The sequence below is a fragment of the Microbacterium meiriae genome (assembly GCF_040702565.1).
Taxonomy (GTDB): Bacteria; Actinomycetota; Actinomycetes; order Actinomycetales; family Microbacteriaceae; genus Microbacterium; species Microbacterium meiriae.
On the sequence record NZ_JBFBLJ010000001.1, the window covers coordinates 560,311 to 584,678 of the forward strand.

Consider the following 24,368-nt stretch of genomic DNA (forward strand, 5'->3'; position numbering starts at 1 on the left):
GCCCCTCCCGGCCCCGGCCCCCCCCCAGCGGCAAGTCCCCCCCGGCCCCCGAGTGGCCCCCCCCGGCCGAAGCCGGGGCGCCCTTCTCGTCGTCCGAGAGCGGATCAGCCGAGGGTCACCGCCGCGCGGATCAGAGCGGCCTGCTCGGTGGCGTGCACCTTGGACGAGCCCGTCGCCGGAGACGCCGAAGCCGGACGCGACACGGGGCGGAAGGAGCGGTCGCCGGGGACATCCGCGAACGCGAGGGCCAGGAACGGCCAGGCGCCCTGGTTCTCCGGCTCCTCCTGCACCCATACGAGCTCAGCGTTCGGGTACGAGTCTGTGATCTTCTTCAGCTCGTCGATGGGTGTCGGGTAGAGCTGCTCCAGACGCACCAGGGCGATCTCCGGGTTCGGGTTCTTCTCCAGCTCGGCGCGGAGGTCCCAGTGCACCTTGCCGCTGTGCACGAGGACGCGCTTCACGGCGGAACGATCGAGACCGCGGTCGTCGTCGATGACCGGCTCGAACCGACCGCCGGTGAACGCCTCGACCGGGCTCGTCGCTCCCCGCAGGCGCAGCATCGCCTTCGGGGTGAACACGATCAGCGGCTTGCGCGGGCGCGCATAGGCCTGACGGCGCAGCAGGTGGAAGTGCGACGCCGGCGTCGACGGACGCGCCACGATCATGTTGTCCTGTGCGCACAGCTGCAGGAACCGCTCGATGCGTGCGGAGGAGTGGTCCGGCCCCTGACCCTCGTAGCCGTGGGGGAGCAGGAGGGTGACGCTGGACTGCTGACCCCACTTCTGCTCCGCGGCGGAGATGTACTCGTCGATGACCGACTGCGCGCCGTTGACGAAGTCGCCGAACTGCGCCTCCCAGAGCACCAGGGCCTCGGGAGCCTCCACGGAGTAGCCGTACTCGAAGCCGAGTGCGGCGTACTCGCTGAGGAGGGAGTCGTAGACGAAGAAGCGGCCCTGGGCGTCGGACAGATTCGACAGCGGCAGCCACTCCTGGCCGTTCGCCCGGTCATGGAGCGCGGCGTGACGCTGTACGAACGTCCCGCGGCGCGAGTCCTGGCCGGCGAGGCGCACCGGAGTGCCCTCGACGAGAAGCGACCCGAAGGCGAGCAGCTCGCCGAAGCCCCAGTCGATGTTCCCGTTGCGGCTCATGTCGAGACGCTTCTCCAGCAGCTGCTGGATCTTCGGGTGCACGGTGAAGCCCTCGGGCTTGTTCACGAATGCATCGCCGATGAGGCGGATGACCTCCGCGGGGACACCGGTGACCTCGGGGGCTCCGACCTGGTCCTCGACCTGCGGGGCCTCCTCCGGGGCGATCGGGGTGGCTCCGGTCTCGGCGGCGTGCGTCTCGGCGAAGGCGATCTCCAGGCGGTTCTGGAAGTCGGCCTTGGCCTCGTCGTACTCCTCCTCGGTGATGTCACCGCGACCGACGAGCGACTCCGTGTAGAGGCGGCGGACGGAGCGCTTCGCCTGGATGAGGTCGGTCATCAGCGGCTGCGTCATCGAGGGGTCGTCGCCCTCGTTGTGACCGCGTCGGCGGTAGCAGACGAGGTCGATCACGACGTCGCGGTGGAAGCGCTCACGGTACTCGAACGCGAGCTGGGCCACGTGGATGACCGCCTCGGGGTCGTCGCCGTTCACGTGGAAGACGGGTGCCTGGATCGTCTTGGCGACGTCGGTGGCGTAGACCGAGGTGCGGGCGTCGCTCGGCGTCGTGGTGAAGCCGACCTGGTTGTTGACGACCACGTGGATCGTGCCGCCGGTGCGGTAGCCGCGCAGCTGCGACATCTGCAGCGTCTCGACGACGACGCCCTGGCCGGCGAAGGCCGCGTCGCCGTGGACGAGGATCGGCAGCCAGGCGAAGGTGCCGATGGGCTTGCGGTCCTGCTTGGCGCGGACGATGCCCTCGAGCACGCCGTCGACCGTCTCCAGGTGCGAGGGGTTGGCGGCCAGGTACACGGGGAGCGAGGAGCCGTCGTCGGCGACGAAGGTGCCCTCGGTGCCGAGGTGGTACTTCACGTCGCCGGAGCCGCGCTGGTTGCCGGGGGTCTGCGTGCCCTCGAACTCGCGGAAGACCTGGCCGTAGGTCTTCCCGGCGATGTTGGTGAGCACGTTCAGGCGACCGCGGTGGGCCATGCCGATCGCGGCACCCTCGAGACCGGCGGTGGCCGCGCCTTGGAGGATCTCGTCGAGGAGCGGGATCAGCGACTCGCCGCCCTCGAGGGAGAAGCGCTTCTGACCGACGAACTTCGTCTGCAGGAAGGTCTCGAAGGCCTCGGCCTCGTTGAGCTTGCGCAGCACGCGCAGCTGCTCGTCATGGCCGGGCTTCTGGTACTTGACCTCGACCTTGTCCTGGAACCACCGGCGCTGCTCCGGGTCCTGGATGTGCATGTACTCGATGCCGAGCGTGCGGCAGTACGAGTCGCGCAGCACGCCGAGGATGTCGCGGAGCTTCGCGACGCGGCGCCCGCCGAAGCCGCCGGTGACGAATTCGCGGTCGAGATCCCAGAACGTCAGCCCGTGACTCTCGATCTCGAGGTCCGGGTGCGAGCGCTGCCGGTACTCGAGCGGATCGATGTCGGCCATGAGATGACCGCGCACGCGGAAGGAGTTGATGAGCTCCTGCACGCGCGACTGCTTGTCGACGCGCTCGGCGAGGTCGACCGCGATGTCGGGGTTCCAGCGGATGGGCGCGTACGGGATGCGCAGCGCGGCGAAGATGTCGTCGTAGAAGCCGCGCTGGCCGATCAGCAGCTCGTGCACCTTCTTGAGGAACTCGCCGGAGCCGGCGCCCTGGATGACGCGGTGGTCGTAGGTGCTGGTGAGCGTGATCGTCTTGCCGATCGCGAGCTCGTTGAGCGTCTTGTCGCTGGCGCCCTGGAACTCGGCCGGGTACTCGAGGGCACCGGCGCCGATGATGCAGCCCTGGCCCTTCATGAGACGCGGGACCGAGTGGACCGTGCCGATGCCGCCCGGGTTGGTCAGCGAGACCGTGGTGCCCTGGAAGTCGGCGGCGGTGAGCTTGTTGGAGCGTGCGCGGGTGACGAGGTCCTCGTAGGCGGCGAGGTACTCGGTGAAGGTCATGGTGTCGGCGCGCTTGATGCTCGGGACCATGAGGGCGCGGGTGCCATCGGGCTTGGGCAGGTCGATCGCGATGCCGAGGTTGACGTGCGCGGGGGCGACGACGGAGGGCTTGCCGTCGATCTCGGCGTAGAAGACGTTCTGGCTGCGGAACTCGTCGAGGGTGCGGATGAGCGCCCAGCCGATGAGGTGGGTGAAGCTGACCTTGCCGCCGCGGGTGCGGGCCATGTGGTTGTTGATGACGATGCGGTTGTCGATCATCAGCTTGGCGGGGACCGTGCGCACGCTCGTCGCGGTGGGGACGGTGAGGGACTCGTCCATGTTCGCGGCGAGGGTCTTCGGCAGACCGCGCAGCGGGGTGACCTTGTCCTCCTCGGAGGGCGGCTGCGCCTCCTTGGATTCCTGCTTCGGCTTCGGCGCCTGGGCGGGGATCGGGGCGGACGCCGCGGGCTTCGCCGTGGTGCGGGCGACGGGCTGCGAGCCGATCACCGGGATGGGCGCGGTCACGGGATGTGCCGGGGCCGTCGTCGCGGTGGGAGCAGCAGCGCCTCCGCCTGCGGTGGTCTCGGAGTGGTACTTCTCCAGGATGGGCCACCACTCCTTGTCGACCGAGTCGCGGTTCTCCTTGAACTGCTCGTAGAGCTCTTCGACGAGCCAGGAATTGGCTCCGAACCCCCCGTCGCCACCGACGCCGGTCACCTGGTTCGACACGCTCTATCGCCCTCTTTCATCGCTGAAGATCTCCGATGCGGACGCACGACGCAGGATGCGCTCGGGCCCGCACACTCTCGACCACCAAGCCTAACCTGTTTCGACCGGGGAGACGTCGAAGAGAGCGACCCGCGCCGCGCCGATCTGGGTACCGTGGAGGCATGGAGTTCTCAGGTGCGCAGCCGACCGTCGATCTGACCTACTCGGATGTCTTCCTGGTGCCGCGCCGTTCGGCCGTCACCAGTCGGTTGCAGGTCGATCTCGCCCCGCACGACGGCACGCCCGCGACGCTGCCGCTCGTCGCCGCGAACATGAACTCGGTGACAGGGCCGCGCATCGCCGCCGTGCTCGCACGCCGCGGGGCGCTGGGCGTGCTCCCGCAGGACCTACCGCTCCAGGAGCTCGACGCTGCGATCCGCGACGTGAAGGGGCAGCCGGTGCTCTGGGACACGCCGCTCGTGCTGCCCCCGGAGGCGACCGTCGCCGACGCGCTCCGCCTGCTTCCGGCCGCCGTGGGACACGGGATCGTCGTGGCACACGGGGCGGCGCCGATCGCTGTGGACCGCATCGTCGGCGTCCTTCCGGCGACGCGTCTGGCGACCGCGTTGCCCGATGCACAGCTCGGCGACCTCGTGCACCGGGGGACGCCGTCCATCGACGCGGACGACATCGGCTCCGAGCGTCACGCCTTCGACGTCATCACCGAGGCGGACGTCGAGATCGTCACCGTCGTGCACCACGGCCACCTCGTCGGGACGCTGAGCGCGCGCAGCGCCTTGCGCGCCACCCTGTACCGCCCGGCCGTGGACGCCGACGGCCGCCTCGCGGTGGCCGCGGCCGTCGGCATCAACGGCGATGTGGCGGCCAAGGCGAAGGCGCTCGCCGCCGCCGGCGTGGACGTGCTCGTCGTCGACACCGCGCACGGTCACCAGGAGGGCATGCTCCGGGCGCTGCAGGAGGTCGCGTCCCTCGGCCTCGGGCTCCCGATCGTCGCGGGGAACATCGTCACCGCGGACGGCGTGCGGGATCTCGTCGACGCGGGCGCCTCGATCCTCAAGGTCGGCGTCGGCCCAGGGGCGATGTGCACGACCCGGATGATGACGGCGGTCGGTCGTCCGCAGTTCTCCGCGGTGCTGGAGACCGCCGAGGCCGCCGCCGAGGCCGGAGCGCACGTCTGGGCCGACGGCGGGGTGCGCTACCCCCGCGACGTCGCCCTCGCGCTCGCGGCCGGTGCCGCCTCCGTCATGGTCGGCTCCTGGTTCGCCGGGACGATCGAGGCCCCGGGGGAGCTCCAGCGCGACGCGGACGGGCGGCTGTTCAAGGAGTCGTGGGGGATGGCGTCCACGAAGGCCGTGCAGGCGCGGTTCGGTCGGCTCGACGCGTACGAGCGGGCGCGCAAGGAGCTGTTCGCCGAAGGCATCTCCTCCTCGAAGATCTATCTCGACCCGCTGCGGCCGGGAGTGGAGGACCTGCTCGACATGATCACCTCGGGCGTGCGGTCGTCCTTCACGTACGCCGGTGCTGCGACCGTGCCGGAGTTCCACGAGCGCGCCCTCGTCGGACTGCAGTCCGCGGCGGGATATGAGGAGGGCAAGGCGCTGCCGGTCAGTTGGTGATCGCCTGCCGCGTCCACAGTCCGCTTCTGTAGAATCGAGCGCACTATGGACGACCCTCCCAGTTGCCGAACATCGCCCCACCGTCCCGTTCTCTCCCCGGAGAGGAAGATCTGATGGACTACATCATGTTGGGCGTGGGGCTTCTGCTCACGGTCGGCACCGGCCTCTTCGTAGCGAGCGAGTTCGCCCTCGTGAACCTCGACCGCGCGGATCTGGAGGCGCGGCAGGCGCGCGGGGAGTCCCGCCTCTCCCTGACGATCAGCGCTCTCCGGCACACGTCGACGCATCTCTCGTCTGCACAGCTCGGCATCACGCTGACCACGCTGCTGACCGGATACACGATGGAGCCGGCGCTGTCGAACCTCCTGCGTCCCACGCTGGTCGCCTGGAACATCCCGGAAGCCGCCGTCGCCCCCATCGCGACCGTGGTGGCGATGTTCGTCGCGACGGTGCTCTCGATGATCCTCGGCGAGCTCGTCCCGAAGAACTTCGCGCTGGCGCTGCCCCTGGCCACGGCCAAGCTCGTCGTGCCCTTCCAGATCGCCTTCACGACGGTGTTCAAGCCGGCGGTGGTCGTGCTGAACGGCAGCGCCAACGGCGTGCTGCGCAGCATGGGCATCGAGCCCAAGGAGGAGCTCTCCGGCGCCCGCAGCGCGGAGGAGCTGTCGTCGCTCGTGCGACGGTCGGCGAGCGCCGGAGTTCTGGAGGCCGACACCGCCACGCTGCTGGACCGCACGCTCACCTTCTCCCGGCTCACGGCGGCGGACGTCATGACGGCGCGCCCGAGCATGCACGCGATCGCCGCCGGCGACTCCGTGGACGACGTGATCCAGCTCGCCCGGCGCACGGGCCACAGCCGCTTCCCGGTGTTCGACGAGGACCTCGACGACATCACCGGCGTCGTGCACCTCAAGGCCGCCATCTCGGTGCCGCGGGAGCGTCGCGCCGAGGTGCCCGTCGGCGCTCTCGCGACCGATCCGCTCCGCGTGCCGGAGACCGCCCATGTCGACGCGCTCATCTCGGACCTCCGCGGCCGGGGTTACCAGCTCGCGGTCGTCGTCGACGAGTACGGCGGGACCGCCGGCATCGTGACCCTGGAGGACCTCGTGGAGGAGCTCGTCGGCGAGGTCTCCGACGAGCACGACCGGACGAGGGCCGGGATCATCCGGAACCGCGACGGGGTGACCTTCCCCGGCGAGCTGCGCCCGGACGAGCTGCGCAGCCGCGCGGGCGTCGAGGTGCCGGAGGGCGATGTGTACGACACGGTCGGCGGCTACGTCATGAGCGTTCTGGAGCGGGTGCCTGTCGTCGGCGACGAGGTGCCCCTGGAGAGCGGCACGCTGCAGGTGGTCCGCATGGACGGACGCCGGGTGGATCGGGTGCGCTACGTCCCGAGACCGGATGCCGTCATCATCGAGGGGGTGTCCCTGTGAGCGATTGGGGAGGCCTCGCCTGGCTCGTCGTCCTGCTGGCGGCGAACGCGTTCTTCGTCGGCGCCGAGTTCGCGGTGATCTCCGCGCGGCGCTCGCAGATCGAGCCGAAGGCGGAGCGCGGCTCGCGTCCCGCCAAGACGGCGCTGTACGCCATGGAGCACGCGACGCTCATGCTCGCGACCTCGCAGCTCGGCATCACGATCTGCTCGCTGCTCATCCTGAACGTCTCCGAGCCGGCCATCCACCACCTGCTCGCCGTGCCGCTGCACGCCGTGGGCTGGTCGGATGGTGCGGTGGACGTCGTGTCGTTCACGATCGCGCTGCTCATCGTGTCGTTCCTGCACGTCGTGTTCGGCGAGATGGTGCCGAAGAACCTCGCGTTCTCGATTCCGGACCGGGCCGTGCTGCTCCTGGCGACGCCGCTGGTGTGGGTGTCGAAGGTGTTCATGCCGGTGATCTGGCTGCTGAACGCGGCGGCGAACGGTGTGCTGCGCCTGTTCCGGGTGGAGCCGAAGAACGAGGCGGCGTCGACCTTCACGCTCGATGAGGTGGCGACGATCGTCAGTCAGTCGCGCCGGGAGGGCGTGCTCATGGACACCGCGGGCACGGTGACGGCCGCGGTGGAGTTCACCGACAAGAAGGCCCGCGACGTGGCCGTGCCGCTGAGCGACCTGGTCACACTGCCGCAGACGACCACGCCGGACGACATCGAGAAGGCGGTGGCCCGCTACGGGTTCTCGCGCTACGTGATCGTCGACGACGAGGACGTCCCGATCGGCTACGTCCACCTCAAGGACATCCTGCGGGCCTCCGAGGGGCCGGACGCCGAAGCCAAGGTGCTCGAGCCGATCCCCGGCAAGCGCATCCATCACATGGTGCCCGTGCAGGAGGACACCGACCTGGAGGACGCCCTCGCCGTCATGCGACGTGCGGGCCGTCACCTGGCCAAGGTCCGCGACGCGCGGGGGGAGACAACCGCCGTGCTGTTCCTGGAGGACATCCTCGAGGAGCTCGTCGGCGAGGTGCAGGACGCGACCCGTCGCGTCCGCGGTCACTGACGTCGCGACACGCGAAGGCCGCCGGCTCCCACGGGAACCGGCGGCCTTCGTCGTGGGCGTCAGCGCCAGTGCGCCCGCTCGTACTGCGGCGGCCAGGCGACCTCGGCCCCCAGCTCGTGCGCGGCGCGGAGCGCGAAGTGCGGGTCGCGCAGCCACTCCCGTTCGGCGAAGATCGCGTCGGCCGCGCCGTCGGCGAGCACCTGTTCGGCCTGCGCGGCCGCGGTGATGAGGCCGACGGCCGACACCGGGATCCGCCCGCCCTGGCGGACGGTCTCGGCCAGCGGGACCTGGTAGCCGGGGGAGACGCTGATGCGCTGGTGCGCGACGAGGCCGCCGCTGGAGACGTCGATGAGGTCGGCGCCGTGCGCGGTCGCCCAGGTGCCGACCGTCGCGGCCTCCTCGGGCGTGAACCCGCCCTCGGCGTGATCGGTCGCCGAGATGCGGACGAACAGCGGCACGTCGTCGCCGGCCGTCTCGCGCACCGCGTCCACGACGCGCAGCAGCAGCCGGGCCCGGTTCTCCAGCGAGCCGCCGTACTCGTCCTCACGGAGGTTGGACAGCGGCGACAGGAACTGGTGCAGGAGGTAGCCGTGGGCGCCGTGGATCTCGATGACGTCGAATCCGGCCTCCCGCGCCCGCCGGGTCGCGGCGGCGAACCCGTCGACCACGCGGTCGATGCCCGCCGCGTCCAGCGCGACCGGCGCGGCGAACCCCTCGTAGGCCACGGCCGACGGTGCGGTGGTCGTCCATCCGCCCTCGGCGGCGGGGACCGTGCCGCGCTCGTCCGCCCACGGCCACCAGGTCGAGGCCTTCCGCCCGGCGTGCGCGAGCTGGATGCCCGCTGCCGCCCCTCGGTCGTGGATCGCCCGGACGATCGGGGCCAGGGCGTCGCGCTGCGCGTCGTCCCACAGCCCGAGGTCGCGGGGAGAGATGCGCCCCTCCGGCACGACGGCCGTGGCTTCGGCCACGATGAGTCCGGCGCCCCCCGAAGCGAACTGCGCGAGGTGGGTGTGGTGCCACTCCTGCGCGACGCCGTCGATGGCGCTGTACATGCACATGGGGGACACCCAGAGGCGGTTGCGGAACGTGGTGGACCGGATGGTCAGCGGGGAGAAGAGAAGACTCACCGTTCGACGGTACCGCCGACGCGGACGGGACAGGGCCGTCGGGCTAACGTGGAGTCATGAGCGACGTGCGCGAGTGGTCCCGCAACGACGCGGCGCGGTTCTTCCGCGCTCCGACCGTCGAGGACGACAAGTACTCGCGGGGCGTCGTGGGGGTGCGCACGGGATCGGCCGCCTACCCCGGCGCCGCGGTGCTCGGCGTCGAAGCCGCCTGGCGCACCGGTGCCGGGTTCGTCCGCTACGTGGGCGCGCCGTCGGCGGTCGCGGCGGTGCTCTCGCGGCGCCCGGAGACCGTCGGCGGGCCGGATGCCGGACGCACGCGGATCGGTGCCTGGGTGATCGGCTCCGGGACCAACCCGGACGACCGGAGCGCGACGGAGGCGCAGGCACTGCGGGAGATCGTCGGCGGCGACGTCCCCGTGGTCATCGACGCCGGAGCGCTCGATCTGGCGCCGACCGCACGCGCCCCGTTCGTCGCCACGCCGCACGGCCGGGAGTTCGCGCGGCTGCGGGAGCGCATCGGCATCGACGGGGCCTCGGACGATCTCGCAGATGTCCGCGCCGTGTCCGCCGCGATCGACGGCGTGGTGCTGCGCAAGGGCGCGCGCACCGTGCTCGCCGCACCCGACGGCACGCTGATCGCCGTCGAGGCGGGAACGGGCTGGCTCGCGACGGCGGGCACGGGCGACGTGCTCGGCGGGATCGTCGCCGCCGTGATCGCCGCGAATCCGGACAGCCCGCTCGTCGAGTCCGCTGCGGCGGCCGTCTGGCTGCACGGGCACGCCGCCCGCATCGCCGCCGCGGCGACCGGGGGTGCGAGCGGCCATCCGATCGTCGCGCTCGACGTCGCGGAGACGCTGCCCCGCGCGGTCGCGGACCTCCTGTCGTGAGGACCTCGACCCGGAGGAGCGCGCTCGCCCTGTGGATCGCCTTCCTCCTCGTCCACCTCGTGACCGCGTGGCTGGGCTGGGTCTACCCGAGCCAGCCCATGGGGGACGTCGTGCTCGTGTACGAGCCCTGGGCCACCGCGGCGTGGAGCGGCGGGGAGGTCGTGGGCGTCACGGAGTCCTGGGTGTATCCGCAGCTCGCGCTCCTGCCGATGATGCTCGCCGCCGGGCTCGCCGCACCGTTCCTCCCGCTGCTCGGCGTCTCCGGCGCCTACCTCATCGGGTGGGCGCTGCTGGTCACGGTGCTCGACGCCGTCGCCTTCGCCGTCCTCGTCGGGCGCGGACGCGTCCGGGCGCGTCGGACAGCCGCGTGGTTCTGGTGTGCGGCGCTGCTGCTCCTCGGACCCATCGCGCTGTACCGGATCGATGCCGTGACCGTGCCCCTCGCCGTCGTCGCCGGTCTGTGGTTGGTCACCCGCCCCACCATCGCCGCGGCGCTGCTGACCATCGGCGCCTGGATCAAGATCTGGCCCGGTGCGTTCCTCCTGGCGGCGGTCGTGGCCGGGAGGTCGCGGCTGCGGATGCTCCTGGCCGCCGCGGGGGTCACGGCCGGTGTGGTGGTGGTGCTCCTGCTGCTCGGCGCCGACACCGAGATCCTCGGCTTCCTCACCGCACAGACTGGCCGGGGGCTCCAGATCGAGGCGGTCGCCGCGACGCCGTTCCTCTGGATGGCCGTGACGGGGGCCGCCCGCATCGAGTACAGCTACGACATCCTCACCTTCCAGTTCGTCGCTCCGGGCGCGGAGGTCGTCTCCACGGTCCTCACCCCGCTCCTCGCGCTCGCCGTGGTCGTCGTCGCCGTCGTCGGCGGGGTCAAGGCCGCCCGTGGCGCGTCATTCGCGCGACTCTTCCCGCCGCTGGCCCTGCTCCTGGTGACGGTGCTCATCGCTCTGAACAAGGTCGGCTCGCCGCAGTTCCAGACCTGGCTGCTGGCGCCCGTGATCCTGTGGCTCGTCCTCGACCGCCGCCGCGCGCCGACCGCCGCGGCGCTCGTGCTCGCACTGTGCCTGCTCACCTGTCTCGTGTATCCGCTGAGCTACGACGGGCTGCTACGGGCCGAAGCCGCCCCCGTCCTGCTGCTCACCATGCGGAACGTCCTGCTCGTCATCCTCGCCGTCGTGAGCGCCGTCGCGCTCGCACGGGTCTCCGTCGTCCGCCGTCCCCGAACCCAGGAGTGAACCCATGTTGATCGCCTTCTCCGTCGCCCCCAGCGGCACGCCCGCCGATGGCGCCGACCGCAGCGATGCCTCCGTGCACGATGCCGTGGCCGCCGCGGTGCGCGTCGTCCGTGCTTCTGGGCTCCCGCATCGCACGACGAGCATGTTCACCGAGATCGAGGGGCCCGACTGGGACACCGTGATGGACGTGGTCAAGCGGGCGACCGAGGCGGTCATGCCGTACGGATCGAGGGTGTCCCTCGTCCTCAAGGCGGATATCCGTCCCGGCTACACGGGGGAGCTCGACGCCAAGGTCGAGCGCCTGGAGGCGGCGATCGAGGAGTCCGACGACCGGTAAGCTGAACCGGTGAATCCCTCGACACCTTCGAGGGGTGCGGCGAAGTGGGCGCTCCTCTCCCTCGCCATCGGCAGTTTCGGCATCGGCATGACCGAGTTCGTCGTCATGGGCCTGTTGCCGAACATCGCCGCCGACCTCCTCCCGTCCGTCTGGGCGTCGAGCCAGGAGGAGGCGCTGAGCCAGGCCGGCTGGCTGATCTCGCTGTACGCGCTCGGCGTGGTCATCGGCGCCCCGACCATCGCCGGCTTCGTCGCCCGCTATCCGCGGCACCGGGTGATGATCGTGCTCGCCCTGGCGTTGACGGTGTTCAATGCGCTCACCGTGGTGCTGCCGACGTTCGAGCTCGTCGGGGTATCGCGCTTCCTCGCCGGGCTCCCGCACGGTGCGTATTTCGGCATCGGCGCGCTCGTCGCCGCCGACGTGATGGGACCGGGCAACCGTGCCAAGGGCGTCGCGTTCATCCTCACCGGACTCACGGTCGCCAACGTCATCGGGGTGCCGCTGGGCACCTTCCTCGGCCAGGAATGGGGCTGGCGCGCGGCCTTCGCCGTCATCGCGCTCGTCTTCGCGCTTGCCACCGTCTTCATCGCGCTGTTCGTGCCCGCGCACCCGGGGAACCCCGGGCGCACGATGCGGGCCGAGCTCGGGGTGTTCCGCATCGGTCAGGTGTGGTTCACGCTCGGCGTCGGGGCGATCGGGTTCGGCGGGTTCTTCGCCGTCTACAGCTACATCGCCCCGCTCGTGACGGAGGTCGCCGGATCGCCGGACTGGGTCGTGCCGATCGTGCTCGTGCTCATGGGGCTCGGCATGACCGGCGGGAACCTCGTCGGCGGTCACCTCGCCGACATCGACCTCCGCCGCACGCTGCTGCTCGGTCTCGCCGCGATGGCGGTCGTGTTCGCTCTGCTCGCCGTGCTCTCGTTCTGGATCGTGAGCCTGAGCCTCGTCGTCGTGCTCGTCGGGTTCGTCTCGTCCGTGCTGAGCCCGACGATCCAGACCCGGCTGATGGACGTGGCCGGCGACAACCAGTCCATCGCGGCGGCCATGAACCACTCCGCCCTGAACATCGGCAACAGCCTCGGCGCCTTCCTCGGCGGCATCGTGATCGCGGTCGGCTGGGGCTTCACGGCGCCGGCGTGGACCGGCGCCGTGCTCGCAGTGGCCGGTCTCCTCATCGCACTGGTGTCCTACCGCGTGGAGGCGCGGCGGGTCGCGCAGACGCCGGTCCTCGCATCGTAGAGTGACGGGGTGACCACCCCCGACGAGGACCTCCCGCTCGCCGGCACCGTCGTGCTGCTGCGGCCCGTCGCCGACGGCTTCCAGGTGCTGCTGCTGCGCCGTCCGTCGCGAGGCTCGTTCGCAGACGCCTGGGTCTTCCCCGGCGGGAAGGTCGAGCAGGGGGACCGTCAGCCGGGCGCTGCAGAGGTCGACGACGCGCGTCGCGCCGCCGCCAGGGAGACCGCGGAGGAGGTCGGACTGACGGCGCGCGATCTGGTGCCGCTGTCGGAGTGGCGGCCGCCGGCGGAGGCGCCGGTCCGGATCCGCACCTGGTTCTTCCTCGCCCTCGCGCCGGACGCCGAACCGTCGCCGTCCGCCGACGAGGTCGTCGAGCTCGCCTGGGTGTCACCCGCCGAGGCTCTCGCCCGTCACGCGTCAGGAGAGTGGCGACTCTTCCCGCCGACTTGGCTCACATTGCACCGACTCTCCGCCTTCGCCGATGTCGATGCGGCGCTGGCCTCCGGCGGGGCTGTCGAGCTGTTCCAGACACAGGTGCGCGATGAGGGCCGGGCGTTCGGCTGGGCACAGGGGACCCTCCACGCCCACACCCTGCCGTGGCGGTTCGATCCGGTGTGACGCGGCTCAGGCGTCGAGCAGACGCCGTAGGTGCGCGCCGACGGCCTCGGTCTCGATGAGGAAGCCGTCGTGGCCGAAGTCGCTCGTGAGCACCACCGCTTCGCCGTCGAGCACGTTCGCGATGCTCCGCGCGATCCGCTGCTGCCCGTCGACGGGGAAGAGGCGGTCGCTGTCGATGCCGAGGACGAGGGTCGTCGCGGTCACCGCCTTCAGGGCCTCCTCGACGCCGCCGCGGCCACGACCGACGTCATGCGAGTTCATCGCCTCGACGAGGGTGACGTAGCTGTTCGCGTCGAAGCGCCGCGTGAACTTGTTGCCGTGGAAGTCGAGGTACGACTCCACCGCGAAGCGCCCGCCGTGGCCGAGCGGCGACACGTCGGACTGCCAGGAGCGCTGGAACCGCTGGTTGAGCTCGATCGGGCTGCGGTAGTTCAGCAGAGCCATGCGGCGGGCGAGGGCGAGGCCGCGATGCGGACCGTCGCCGTCCGCGAGGTCGTAGTACTCGCCGCCCTGGTAGCGCGGGTCCATGCGGATGGTCTCCAGCTGCACGGTGTTGAGCGCGATCTGGTCGGCGGTGGTGACCGGGGGAGAGGAGAGCACCGCGAGCCGCTGCACCCGGTCGGGCTGCGACACGGCCCACTCGAGCGCATGCATGCCGCCCATCGAGCCGCCGATCACCGCCGCCCAGCTGTCGATGCCGAGCGCCTCGGCCAGACGCACCTGCGCGGCGACCTGGTCGCGGATGGTGAGGTAGGGGAAGCGCGATGCCCACTCGTAGCCGTCCGGGGCGATGCTCGCCGGCCCCGTCGATCCCTGGCAGCCGCCGAGCATGTTCGGCGCGATCACGAACCACTCGTCGGTGTCGAGCGGCGCACCGGGGCCGACGACGTCCTCCCACCAGCCGGCGGTCGGGTGGCCGGCGCCGGCCTCGCCGCGCACATGGCTGTCGCCGGTGAGGGCGTGCAGGACGAGCACCGCGTTGTCGCGGGCGGCGTTCAACTCGCCCCAGCTCTCGTAGGCGAGGCGGATGCCGGGAAGCTGTGCTCCGCTCTCCGCGGTGAAGGCGCCGAACGCGGCGAAGCGGCGGCCGCCGACGGGATCGCCGTCCCGCCAGGCGCCGGTGGCCGGCGGGCGGGCACGGAGCAGCCGGACGTCGACCTCCGTCACCGGTGCCGACGGCACCGTGTCCTCGGAGGTCGTCTGCCAGTCCATGTCTCCATTCTCGCCTGGCCGGTGGGTCTCGGCCCGCAGGTTACGACACGGGCACGACGAAGGCCCCGAGCCGTGCGGTCCGGGGCCTTCGTGGAGGGCGTGCGGGTCAGGCGCGCGCGGCCTCCGAGACGGCACGCGCGGCGGCGAGCGCCTGGTCCAGATCCGCCTTGAGGTCCTCGATGTTCTCGAGGCCCACGGACAGGCGCACGAGGCCGGGGGTCACACCCGCGGTGAGCTGCTGCTCAGGCGTGAGCTGGGCGTGCGTCGTGGAGGCCGGGTGGATGACGAGCGAGCGCACGTCGCCGATGTTGGCGAGGTGGCTGAACAGGGAGAGGCTGTTGACGAACTCCCGTCCGGCTTCGACACCGCCCTTGAGCTCGAACGACAGCACGGCGCCGACACCCTTCGGGGCGTACTCGTTCGCCGTGGCGTACCAGGGCGAGGACGGAAGGCCGGAGTAGTTGACCCCGGCCACGTCGTCGCGGCTGTCCAGCCACTCGGCGATCTCCTGGGCGTTCTGCACGTGGCGCTCGATGCGCAGCGACAGCGTCTCGACACCCTGGATGAGGTTCCACGCGCTCTGCGGGGCGATGGCCGAGCCGAGGTCGCGGAGCAGCTGCACGCGGGCCTTGATGATGTAGGCGAGCGGGTCGCCGACCGCGGCCGTGTAGCTGGCGCCGTGGTACGACGGGTCCGGCTCGGTGAGCCCGGGGAACTTCTCGACGTTCTCCGACCACGCGAACGAGCCGCCGTCGATCACGACGCCGCCGATCGTGGTGCCGTGGCCGCCGAGGAACTTCGTGATCGAGTGGACGACGATGTCGGCGCCGTGCTCGAACGGACGGATCAGGTACGGCGTCGCGATGGTGTTGTCGACGATCAGCGGGACGCCGTTCTCGTGGGCGATGTCGGCGACCGTGCGGATGTCGAGCACGTTGATCTGCGGGTTGCCGATCGTCTCCGCGAAGAAGAGCTTCGTGTTCGGACGGACGGCGCGGCGCCACTCCTCCGGGTCGTCCTGGTTCTCGACGAAGGTGACCTCGATGCCGAGCTTGGCCAGGGTGTACTTGAACAGGTTGTAGGTGCCGCCGTAGATCGAGCTCGACGCGACGAAGTGGTCGCCGGCCTGCGCGATGTTGAGGATCGCGAAGGTCGAGGCGGCCTGGCCGCTGGAGAGGACGAGGGCGCCGGTGCCCCCTTCGAGCGCGGCGAGGCGCTGCTCCAGGACGTCCTGGGTCGGGTTCTGGATGCGGGTGTAGATGTTGCCGAACTCGGCGAGCGCGAAGAGGTTCGCGGCGTGGTCGGCGCTGTCGAACACGTAGGACGTGGTCTGGTAGATCGGTGTCGCCCTGGCCTTGGTGACGGGGTCGGGGGCGGCGCCCGAGTGGATCTGCTTGGTCTCGAAACGCCAGGTCTCGGGTGCGGACATGTGTTCCCCCTGGAACGGTCGGAAGGTCGGATGGGCTGGTGCCCTTGCAGCGAGAGTACGGAATATCGCGCCGTGTCAACAGCGACCGGGAAATGTGACGTAACACGGCGTGCGGCCCGGAACGGGCGGAACCCGCGCGGACATCGTACGGTGGAGGACATGGCCAACAGACGTGCAGTGGTGACAGGTGCGAGTTCCGGGATCGGTCAGGCGACGGTACGGGTGCTGCGGGCGCGGGGGTGGGACGTCGTCGGCGTCGCCCGCCGTGCGGACCGCCTCGCCGCGCTCTCCGCCGAGACGGGGGCATCGACCATCGCCTGCGACCTGACCGACGATGCGGCGGTGGCGGCGCTCGTCGGAGAGCTGGAGCGCACGGGCCCGGTGCACGCCCTCGTCCAGGTCGCCGGTGGCGCGCGGGGGACCGACCGCGTCGAGGACGCCGCGCTCGCCGACTGGCAGTGGATGTACGACGCGAACGTGCTCGCCACGCAGCGCCTCGTGGCGGGGCTGCTGCCGCTGCTGCGCCGCACCGCGGATGCGGACGGTCACGCCGACCTCCTCTTCGTGACCTCGACGGCTGCGCAGACCGCCTACCCGGGTGGTGCGGGGTACAACGCGGCGAAGGCTGCCGAGGCGATGCTCGTCCGGGCGCTGCGCCAGGAGCTGAACGGCGAGCCCCTCCGCGTGGCCGAGGTCGCTCCGGGCATGGTGCACACCGAGGAGTTCACGCTGAACCGGCTCGGGGGCGACGCCGTCGCGGCGGAGGCCGTGTACTCGGGCGTCGAGGCGCCCCTCCTCGCCGAGGATGTGGCGGACGTCATCGCCTATGCCCTGGAGGCCCCCGCTCACGTGAACCTCGACCTCATCACGATGCGGCCGGTCGCCCAGTCGGCGCAGCACCTGCTCGCGCGGGGACCGCTGCGGGTCCGGCCCGTCGAGTGACCGGAGGACGTGCCCTCGCCGAGCTCGCGGAAGAGGGACTGATCGACGCGGGGTGGGCGGAGGCGCTGGCCCCGGTGCAGGACACCATCACGGCGCTCGGGGAGCGGCTGCGCGCCGAGCAGGCCGCGGGTCACGGGTACCTTCCCGCGGGACCGAACGTGCTGCGGGCCTTCCAGCGACCGCTCGCCGATGTCCGGGTGCTCATCACGGGTCAGGACCCCTACCCGACCCCCGGCCACCCGATCGGGCTGTCGTTCGCCGTCGACCGCGACGTGCGCCCCTTGCCGCGGAGCCTGATGAACATCTACAAGGAGCGCGAAGCGGACCTCGGGCTGTCGCCCGCGCCTCACGGCGACCTCACGGCGTGGAGCGATCAGGGCGTGCTGCTGCTGAACCGCGTCCTGACGGTCCGCCCCGGAGCCGCGGCCTCCCACCGCGGCTGGGGGTGGGAGCAGGTGACGGAGCTCGCGATCCGCACCCTCGTCGCGCGCGACCAGCCGCTCGTCGCGATCCTCTGGGGGCGTGACGCGGCGAATCTCCAGCCTCTGCTCGGCGACACCCCGGTGATCGCTTCGGCGCATCCGTCCCCGCTCTCCGCCAGCCGCGGCTTCTTCGGGTCCCGCCCCTTCTCCCGCGCGAACGCGCTCCTGGAAGAGCTCGGCAGCGCTCCGGTGGACTGGAGGGTGGAGGGTGAGGGGCCCGGCTCCCTAAGCTGAGCCCATGCAGTTCGAGCCCGGGGACCGTCGTCGCGTTCTCCCGCGTCATCTGCGACCGGCCGCCGCACCGGACACGTTCTCGTACGCGATCCGCCCCGCCAGGGCCGCAGACCTCCCGCACGTGCGCGAGATCTACAACCACTTCGTCAGCAACTCGGCCGTCACTCTGGATGAGCGCCGCAGCAGCATCCCGTACTGGAGAGACAAGTTCGCGCTCCTGGAGCGGCTCGGGCTGCCTTTCCTCGTGGCGGTGTCGCCCTCCGGCGCGATCCTCGGCTATGCCCTCGCGCAGCCGTGGGCCGGGAAGAACGCCTACCGGTACACGGTGGAGGACTCCATCTACCTCGGGCCGGGCGCGGCGGGGAAGGGACTCGGCTCCGCTCTCCTGCAGGCCCTGATCGACGCTTGCGAACAGCGCGGGCTGCGCGAGATGGTCGCCGTCGTCAGCGATCAAGGGGCGGACGCCTCGATCCGGCTGCACGAGAAGCTCGGCTTCGTGGAGGCCGGGCGCATGGGGCGGGTCGGCCGGAAGTTCGGTCGTGACCTGGGCACCGTCTACCTGCGCCGAGCCCTGCGCCCGTCCCGCCCCCGCCGTCGCCTCTCGCTCTTCCCGCGCTGACCCACCCCTTTGTGTGCGCCCCGGCCCCTTGCGGACGCGCGCAACGGGGTGGGAGGCACGCAAGGGGGTGGGTCGACGATCAGGCGTCGGGGATGACGGGGATCGCGGAGAGCAGCGTGCGGGTGTAGTCCGCCGACGGGTGGAGAAGGACGTCACGGGTCGGACCGCGCTCGACGATGCGGCCGTCCTTCATGACGACGACCGTGTCGCAGAGGTTCTGCACCACACCGATGTCATGGGACACGAGCAGCAGCGTGAACTCGTCCGCGACCCGCAGCTCCGCGAGGAGCTCGAGGATCTGCGCGCGCACCGTGACGTCCAGCGCCGACAGCGGTTCGTCGCCGACGAGGATCCGCGGACGATGGACGAGCGCGCGGGCGAGGGCGATCCGCTGCCGCTGCCCGCCGGAGAACTCGTGCGGGTAGCGGTCGCCCATCTCGGGGTCGAGGCCGACCTGGGCGATGACCTCTCGTACCCTGGCGCGATGATCTCCGTCGATGCCGAGCGCCCACAGCGGCTCCCGCACGATCTGCCCGGCCGTCATCCGGGGGTCGAGCGAGGCGTAGGGGTCCTGGAAGACGAGTCCGGTCTGCCGGCGCAACCAGTGCAGCGATCGTGCGGAGGCAGTGGCATCGACGGTCCGGCCGTCTATCGACACGCTCCCCGCGGTCGGACGGTCGAGCCCGAGCAGGAGCCGCACGAGGGTCGACTTCCCGGATCCGGACTCGCCGATGATCCCGACGGAGGCGCCCTCGGGGACGTCGAGGTCGGTCGGCTCCAGCGCCGTCTGCCGCCGTGTGCGCTCGAACGCCGTCCGCTTCGGCAGGACGAAGTCCCGCCGCAGCCCTCGTGCTTCGATCAGGCTCATGCCGTGCCTCCGTCGGGACGCCAGAGAGTCGCGGTCGCGTCCCGCAGCAGGCCCTGCGTGACCGGTGAGGAGGGCGCGGTCAGCAGCCGCGACACCGGGGCGCTCTCGACGACGCGACCGTGCTCCAGCACCACGCCCGCGGTCGCCACCTGGGACAGCACCGCGAGGTCGTGCGTGATGAACAGCAGCGACATGCCCTCGTCGGCCACGAGCCGGAGCAGCAGCGACAGGATCTCCGCCTGGATCGTCACGTCCAGGGCGGTCGTGGGTTCGTCCGCGATCAGCAGCCGCGGACGGCAGGCGAGGGCCATCGCGATCGCCACGCGCTGCCGCTGACCCCCGGAGAGCTGGTGCGGGTACCGGTCGACGATGGTCTCCGGGTCGGGAAGCCGCACGCGGGCGGCTTCGGCGATCGCCCGGTCGCGCGCCTCGCGCCGCCCGAGGCCCTCGTGGATGCGGATGGATTCCGCGATCTGGCGGCCGACGGTGCGGATCGGGTTGAGCGCGGTCCGCGGCTCCTGGAAGACGATGCCGATGTCGTCGCCGCGCAGCCGGGCGAGATCGCGGTCCGGCATCCCGATCAGCTCGGTGTCGTCCCACCGGATGCTCCCGTGCGCTGTCGCCCCGTCCGGCAGGAGCCCGAGGACGGCGAGCGCGGTGAGGGACTTGCCGGAGCCCGACTCGCCGATCACGCCGAGGCGCGCGCCGTCGGGCACCTGGAACGACACGCCGTCGACGACGCGCCGTCCGTCGATCTCGATGACGAGATCCTCGACCGTCAGACTCATGCGACCACCGCCGGTGTGTGCGTCTCGGCGGCGCGGTGCCGCAGCGTGGGATCCGTGGCCTCGCGGAGCCCGTCTCCGAGCAGGTTGAGGGCGAGCACGGTGAGGGTGATGGTGAGTCCGGGCCAGATCACCGTGAGGGGATGCACACCGATGTAACGCTGCAGATCGGCGAGCAGCAGCCCCCAGCTGGGCTCCACGACCGAAGCGCCGAACCCGAGGTAGGACAGGCCGGCCTCCGCGAGGACGGCCACGGCCATCGACCACGACAGCTGCACGATGAACACCGGCGCCACATTCGGGAGGAGGTGACGGACGAGGTTCTGCGCGGGGGTGAGGCCGGACGCGCGCGCCGCGAGCACGAAGTCGCTCTGCTGTACGCGGCGCAGCTCCGGACGCGTGACCCGCGCGATGTTCACGCCGAACCCGATCCCCACCGCCCAGATCACGACCCAGAGCGAACCGCCCCACACCGACGAGATCATCATCGCGATCAGCAGCACGGGGAAGGCGATGAGGATGTCGACGAGCACGGCCACCGTCTCCCGGACGAGGCGGGTGGTCAGGGCGCCGAGGGCGGCGAGGGCGATGCCCACGAGCGTCGCGACGAGTCCGGCACCCACGCTGACGAACACGGTCGTCCGCGCCCCGGCCATGAGCAGGCTCAGGATGTCGCGACCGGTGTCGTCCGTGCCGAGGAGGTGCGGCCAGCTCGGCGGCAGCCAGCGGTCGCCGATGTTCGAGGCCCGCGGGTCGAACGGCGTCCAGAAGAGCGACACGACGGCCGCCAGCGCGACGATGGCGATGACGATCAGCCCGAAGCGACCGGTCGAGGTCCGCCACAGCCGGGGGAACCAGCGCGCGCTCATGCGGCCTCCCGCTGTCGAGGATCGATCGCCCGGTGCAGCAGATCCACGAGGAAGCCGACCACCAGCACGAAGCCGGTCAGCACGAGCAGCTCGCTCTGCACCTTGACGAGATCCCGGGTGCCGACGTCGGTCACGAGCATGCGGCCGATGCCCGGAAGCGTGAACAGCTGCTCGATAACGACCGAGCCGACGATGATCCCGGCGACCTGGAGGCCGAGGACCGTGATGATGGAGAGCCCGACCGCGGGGATGCCGTGCTGGATGAGGGCGCGGGTCTTGGTCAGTCCCTTGGCGGCCGCGGTGCGGACGAAGTCCTGCCCGGCCGCCTGCAGGGTCGCGCTGCGCACGAAGCGCATGAGCATGGCCCCCTCGACGATGCCGATGGTGAGGGCGGGCAGCAGCAGCGCCTCGATCGCCCTGCCCGGCGTGGACCATCCGGTGCGGGGGAAGCCCTGGGGCGGCAGCCAGCCGAGCCACACGGAGAACACCACGATCAGCATCATGCCCGCCCAGACGACGGGCACCGCCGCGAGCGCCTGCGCGCCGACGCTGAGCGCGGTACCGTCGCGATGGCCGCGCCGCAGGGCGGCGAGGATCCCGAAGGGGACGGCGATCAGCACGGCGATCGCCAGCGACATGATCCCGAGCGGGACGGTCACCTGCGCCTTCAGCAGGAGCTCCTCGCCGACGGACGCGCCGGACAGCAACGACGTGCCGAGGTCGCCGCGGAGGATGCCGGCGATCCAGTCGGTGTACTGCACGAGCAGGGGCTGGTTCAGGCCCAGTGACTCCCGCAGGGCCTCGACCTCGGCGGGCGAGGCCTGCGTGCCGGCGATCAGCTGCGCGACGTCGCCGGGGAAGACCCGCAGCGTGAGGAAGATGAGCGCGCTCGACACGAGGAGCCCCGCGATCAGCAGGGCCCCTCGGACGAGCGCGTAACGCAGCACGGGGAGTCGGCCGTCGTCAGCTCGCCGCGGAGACGGTCACACCCGCGAGGTCGATGCGCGAGTTGATCGAGTCCTCAGGGAAGCCGCTGACGAGCGGGCTCACGGCGGTGATCGTCTGGCCGTTGTAGAGCCAGTCGGCCGCGTGGTCCTCGGAGACGATGCGGGCCGCCTCGGCGAGGAGCTTCGCGGAGGCGTCCGCGTCGACCTCCGCCATCGCCTGCGCGTAGAGGTCCTGCACCTCGGCGTTGTCGTAGCCGAAGTAGTAGTCCGGATTGGCGAAGTTGCCGAAGTCCCGCGGCTCGACGTGCAGGACGAAGCTGAGGTCGTAGTCCTTGTTGGTGTAGACGTCCTCGAGCCAGGTCGGGAACTCCACGGAGTCGACCTCGAGGTTCACACCGACCTTGTCGAAGTCCGAGATGAGGACCTTCGGCACGGTGGTGCCGTAGAACGACGGGATCGTCAGGGTGAGGTCGAGATCCTCCTGGCCGGCCTCGGCGAGCAGCTCCTTCGCCCGGTCGGGGTCGTAGGAGATGACGTCGGAGAGGTCCTCGTAGCCGGGGTCGAGCTCGGGGATCGGACCGTACAGCGGGGTGCCGGCGCCGACGGCCTCGATGAGCGCGTCGTGGTCGATCGCCAGGCGCAGAGCCTCTCGCACCCGGACGTCGTCCAGCGGGGCTTTCTTGTTGTTGAAGGCGAGCGTGGCCTTGTCGGTCGTGCGGCCCGTCGTGAGTGTGAAGTCGCCCGAGTCCTCGAGCTGGGGAGCAAGGTTGGGGTCCACCGCGGTGAGCACGTCGACGTCGCCGGCGAGAGCGGCGTTCACTCCGGCCGTGAAGTCGGGGATGTACTGGAACTCGACCTCGGCGACGCCGGCCGGCTCGCCCCAGTACTCGTCGTTGCGGGCGAAGGTGATCGTGCTGCCCTTGTTCCAGCGCGTGAGCGTGAAGGGCCCGGTGCCGTTCTCCGCGGTCTTGAGGTCGGTGGTGTCGCCCTTCTTGAAGACGAGGCCGGCCGGGCCGGTGAGCGAGAAGAGGAAATTCTGGTTCGGCTCCGACAGCACGATCTGGACGGTCGTGGCGTCCGGGGCCGAGATCGAGGCGACGGACGCGAACTCCGCGTTGCCCTGCACCGTCGTGTCGGTGCGGACGGTCTCGTACGACGCCACGACGTCGGCGGAGGTGAGGGGCGAGCCGTCGTGGAAGGTGATGCCGTCGTTGAGGGTGAACGTGTAGGTGAGGCCGTCGTCGGACACCTCGTAGTCCGAGGCGAGCCGCTCGACGATCTCGTTCTCCTGCGTGCGGCTGACCAGTCCTTCGTAGATGTTGTCGATGAGGACCTGCTCGAGAGCGGCGCCGCTGGTGTGCCGGATGTCGAGGTTCGTGGGTTCGAGCACGAGACCGACGTGCAGGGTGGCGTCGGGGTCGGGCTCGCCGCCCGCGGACGGGGCGGGCTCGGCGGAGCCGGAGCAGGCGCTGAGGATCACGGCGGTGGCCGCGAGCGCGGAGATCAGCGCGAGGCGTCGATGACGTCGGAACATGGGTGTTTCCTCTCGGTGCGGCAGGTGCTGTGTGCCGGTGGGACGAGCCTAGGGTCGGGCAGAGGTATGCGGGGCGGGTGCGGAACGGAACGTCATATTCCGGCCGTGACCGCGGAGGCGACGAGTGCCGCGAGGTCACGAGGTGCCGTCTCCTGCACGTTGTGCGTGGCGTCCAGCACCACGACGCGGGCGTCGGGGAGCCGCTGCTGGAACTGCTCCGCATCGGCAGCGCTGACGAAGCCGCGCTCGGCGCGGACGAGCGTGACGGGCGCTGCCACGGCCGCCAGATCATCCCAGCCGGTCTCGTGCAGCACCGAGGGGGCCGCCGCGGTGCCGGGGTCGTGAGCGGCCAGCGCGGCCGCCGCGAGGTGCGCGAAATGGTGCTTCCACTCCACGCGCCCGTCTGCACGCACGCGCGTGTTGAGGAAGACGCCGCGCTCCGTCTCGGGGCGGGTGCCGCCGAATCCGAGGGCCATCGCCTTGTCGACGAGCTCCGCACGGCTGGCGAAGTCCGTCGGGCCGGCGTAGAACTCGCGCAGGGCGGCGGGGCCGGCGGAGACATCGATGCCGGGGGTGATGTCCACGACGACGAGCGCGGCCACCAGGTCGGGTCGGGCCGCGGCGACAGCGGCGCCGGTGAGACCGCCGAGAGACTGTCCGACGAGCACCTGCGGCCCGGACGTCCATGCGTCCAGCGCGGCGACCACGTCCGCGGCGAGGGTGCGGGGGGAGTAGTCCGCATCGTCACGCCAGGCGGAGTCGCCGTGGCCGGCGAGGTCGATCGCGAGGAGCGGCTGTCCGAGCGCCAGCGCCGTCGTGTCCCACGTGTGGGCGTTCAGCCCCGCGCCGTGCAGGAGCGTGATGCGCGGGGCGTCGGTGCCGAAGCGCAGCGCGCTGACGGACCGGCCGTCGGGAAGGGGGAGGGTCAGTCGCTCCACCGTCGGGAGCGGGACGCCGAGAGCATCGGCCTGTGCGGGAAGATAGGAGAACTCGCTGCTGTCGATCGCCACGCGGCTATTCTGCGCCCGAAATCGCCGCCACGGGAAATGCGAGAGCACATCGACAATTCAGCACCGGTATTCGGTGTGCGTTCAGCTCGGATTTTGCGCAGC

General features: G+C 71.1%; 21 protein-coding genes. 11 read left to right on the forward strand and 10 right to left on the reverse strand.

Annotated elements, in window-relative coordinates:
* Positions 1-104 precede the first annotated feature (104 nt).
* Positions 105-3,788, reverse strand: a complete 3,684-nt coding sequence (locus tag AB0310_RS02645) for a multifunctional oxoglutarate decarboxylase/oxoglutarate dehydrogenase thiamine pyrophosphate-binding subunit/dihydrolipoyllysine-residue succinyltransferase subunit (protein WP_187663744.1) — start codon at positions 3,786-3,788, stop codon at positions 105-107.
* A 161-nt stretch (positions 3,789-3,949) separates the two neighbouring features.
* Between AB0310_RS02645 and guaB1 the strand changes: the two genes are divergently transcribed.
* From guaB1 to AB0310_RS02660, 3 genes are all read left to right on the forward strand, one after another.
* Positions 3,950-5,404: a GMP reductase gene (gene guaB1 / locus AB0310_RS02650; RefSeq protein WP_268776522.1), complete on the forward strand. Its 1,455-nt coding sequence runs from the start codon at positions 3,950-3,952 to the stop codon at positions 5,402-5,404.
* Between the two features lie 113 nt (positions 5,405-5,517).
* Entirely contained in the window at positions 5,518-6,837 is a 1,320-nt protein-coding gene (locus AB0310_RS02655; RefSeq protein WP_060923227.1) for a hemolysin family protein, read from the forward strand.
* Positions 6,834-7,895: a hemolysin family protein gene (locus tag AB0310_RS02660; protein ID WP_187663746.1), complete on the forward strand. Its 1,062-nt coding sequence runs from the start codon at positions 6,834-6,836 to the stop codon at positions 7,893-7,895. Before AB0310_RS02655 ends, AB0310_RS02660 begins: the two co-directional genes overlap by 4 nt.
* Positions 7,896-7,954: 59 nt before the next feature.
* On the opposite strand, the gene AB0310_RS02665 is transcribed toward AB0310_RS02660, so the two are convergent.
* Entirely contained in the window at positions 7,955-9,022 is a 1,068-nt protein-coding gene (locus AB0310_RS02665; protein WP_366236531.1) for an NADH:flavin oxidoreductase/NADH oxidase, read from the reverse strand.
* Between the two features lie 56 nt (positions 9,023-9,078).
* Between AB0310_RS02665 and AB0310_RS02670 the strand changes: the two genes are divergently transcribed.
* The 5 genes from AB0310_RS02670 to AB0310_RS02690 are packed head-to-tail and all read left to right on the forward strand — an operon-like array spanning position 9,079 to position 13,335.
* On the forward strand, positions 9,079-9,909 hold the full coding sequence (locus AB0310_RS02670; protein WP_366236532.1) for an ADP-dependent NAD(P)H-hydrate dehydratase: 831 nt from the start codon (positions 9,079-9,081) through the stop codon (positions 9,907-9,909).
* Positions 9,906-11,144: a hypothetical protein gene (locus AB0310_RS02675; RefSeq protein ID WP_366236533.1), complete on the forward strand. Its 1,239-nt coding sequence runs from the start codon at positions 9,906-9,908 to the stop codon at positions 11,142-11,144. Before AB0310_RS02670 ends, AB0310_RS02675 begins: the two co-directional genes overlap by 4 nt.
* Positions 11,145-11,148: 4 nt before the next feature.
* The gene (locus tag AB0310_RS02680) at positions 11,149-11,481 is read left to right on the forward strand and encodes a thiamine-binding protein (RefSeq protein ID WP_187663750.1); all 333 of its coding nucleotides are present in this window, start codon (positions 11,149-11,151) and stop codon (positions 11,479-11,481) included.
* A 9-nt stretch (positions 11,482-11,490) separates the two neighbouring features.
* Positions 11,491-12,720 (forward strand): MFS transporter, encoded by a 1,230-nt coding sequence (locus AB0310_RS02685; protein ID WP_366236534.1) that lies wholly within the window; start codon positions 11,491-11,493, stop codon positions 12,718-12,720.
* Between the two features lie 9 nt (positions 12,721-12,729).
* Complete coding sequence (locus AB0310_RS02690; RefSeq protein WP_366236535.1) at positions 12,730-13,335, forward strand: NUDIX domain-containing protein; 606 nt, start codon at positions 12,730-12,732, stop codon at positions 13,333-13,335.
* 6 nt (positions 13,336-13,341) lie between these two features.
* On the opposite strand, the gene metX is transcribed toward AB0310_RS02690, so the two are convergent.
* Together metX and AB0310_RS02700 are read right to left on the reverse strand one after the other, a co-directional pair.
* On the reverse strand, positions 13,342-14,547 hold the full coding sequence (metX, locus tag AB0310_RS02695) for a homoserine O-acetyltransferase MetX (protein WP_366236536.1): 1,206 nt from the start codon (positions 14,545-14,547) through the stop codon (positions 13,342-13,344).
* A gap of 106 nt (positions 14,548-14,653) precedes the next feature.
* On the reverse strand, positions 14,654-15,976 hold the full coding sequence (locus AB0310_RS02700) for a bifunctional o-acetylhomoserine/o-acetylserine sulfhydrylase (RefSeq protein WP_259955127.1): 1,323 nt from the start codon (positions 15,974-15,976) through the stop codon (positions 14,654-14,656).
* Between the two features lie 159 nt (positions 15,977-16,135).
* Here AB0310_RS02700 and AB0310_RS02705 point away from each other — a divergent pair, with 159 nt between their 5' ends.
* The 3 genes from AB0310_RS02705 to AB0310_RS02715 are packed head-to-tail and all read left to right on the forward strand — an operon-like array spanning position 16,136 to position 18,253.
* The gene (locus tag AB0310_RS02705; protein WP_259955126.1) at positions 16,136-16,918 is read left to right on the forward strand and encodes an SDR family oxidoreductase; all 783 of its coding nucleotides are present in this window, start codon (positions 16,136-16,138) and stop codon (positions 16,916-16,918) included.
* Complete coding sequence (locus AB0310_RS02710) at positions 16,915-17,634, forward strand: uracil-DNA glycosylase (RefSeq protein WP_268776514.1); 720 nt, start codon at positions 16,915-16,917, stop codon at positions 17,632-17,634. The genes AB0310_RS02705 and AB0310_RS02710 overlap by 4 nt, the downstream gene beginning before the upstream one ends.
* A 4-nt stretch (positions 17,635-17,638) precedes the next feature.
* A complete protein-coding gene (locus AB0310_RS02715; protein WP_268776513.1) occupies positions 17,639-18,253 on the forward strand; it encodes a GNAT family N-acetyltransferase in 615 nt (204 codons plus the stop codon).
* A gap of 79 nt (positions 18,254-18,332) precedes the next feature.
* Here the strand turns inward: AB0310_RS02715 and AB0310_RS02720 are convergent, their stop codons facing one another.
* From AB0310_RS02720 to AB0310_RS02745, 6 genes are all read right to left on the reverse strand, one after another.
* The gene (locus AB0310_RS02720; protein WP_268776512.1) at positions 18,333-19,121 is read right to left on the reverse strand and encodes an ABC transporter ATP-binding protein; all 789 of its coding nucleotides are present in this window, start codon (positions 19,119-19,121) and stop codon (positions 18,333-18,335) included.
* A complete protein-coding gene (locus tag AB0310_RS02725; RefSeq protein ID WP_187663759.1) occupies positions 19,118-19,909 on the reverse strand; it encodes an ATP-binding cassette domain-containing protein in 792 nt (263 codons plus the stop codon). The genes AB0310_RS02720 and AB0310_RS02725 overlap by 4 nt, the downstream gene beginning before the upstream one ends.
* Positions 19,906-20,775 (reverse strand): ABC transporter permease, encoded by an 870-nt coding sequence (locus tag AB0310_RS02730; RefSeq protein WP_187663760.1) that lies wholly within the window; start codon positions 20,773-20,775, stop codon positions 19,906-19,908. Before AB0310_RS02730 ends, AB0310_RS02725 begins: the two co-directional genes overlap by 4 nt.
* Positions 20,772-21,722 carry an ABC transporter permease gene (locus AB0310_RS02735; protein WP_259955117.1) on the reverse strand — a complete coding sequence of 317 codons (951 nt, stop codon included), beginning with the start codon at positions 21,720-21,722 and terminating at the stop codon, positions 20,772-20,774. The genes AB0310_RS02730 and AB0310_RS02735 overlap by 4 nt, the downstream gene beginning before the upstream one ends.
* Before the next feature lie 16 nt (positions 21,723-21,738).
* On the reverse strand, positions 21,739-23,256 hold the full coding sequence (locus AB0310_RS02740; RefSeq protein WP_187663762.1) for an ABC transporter substrate-binding protein: 1,518 nt from the start codon (positions 23,254-23,256) through the stop codon (positions 21,739-21,741).
* 92 nt (positions 23,257-23,348) lie between these two features.
* The gene (locus AB0310_RS02745) at positions 23,349-24,266 is read right to left on the reverse strand and encodes an alpha/beta fold hydrolase (protein ID WP_268776510.1); all 918 of its coding nucleotides are present in this window, start codon (positions 24,264-24,266) and stop codon (positions 23,349-23,351) included.
* Positions 24,267-24,368: the final 102 nt, after the last annotated feature.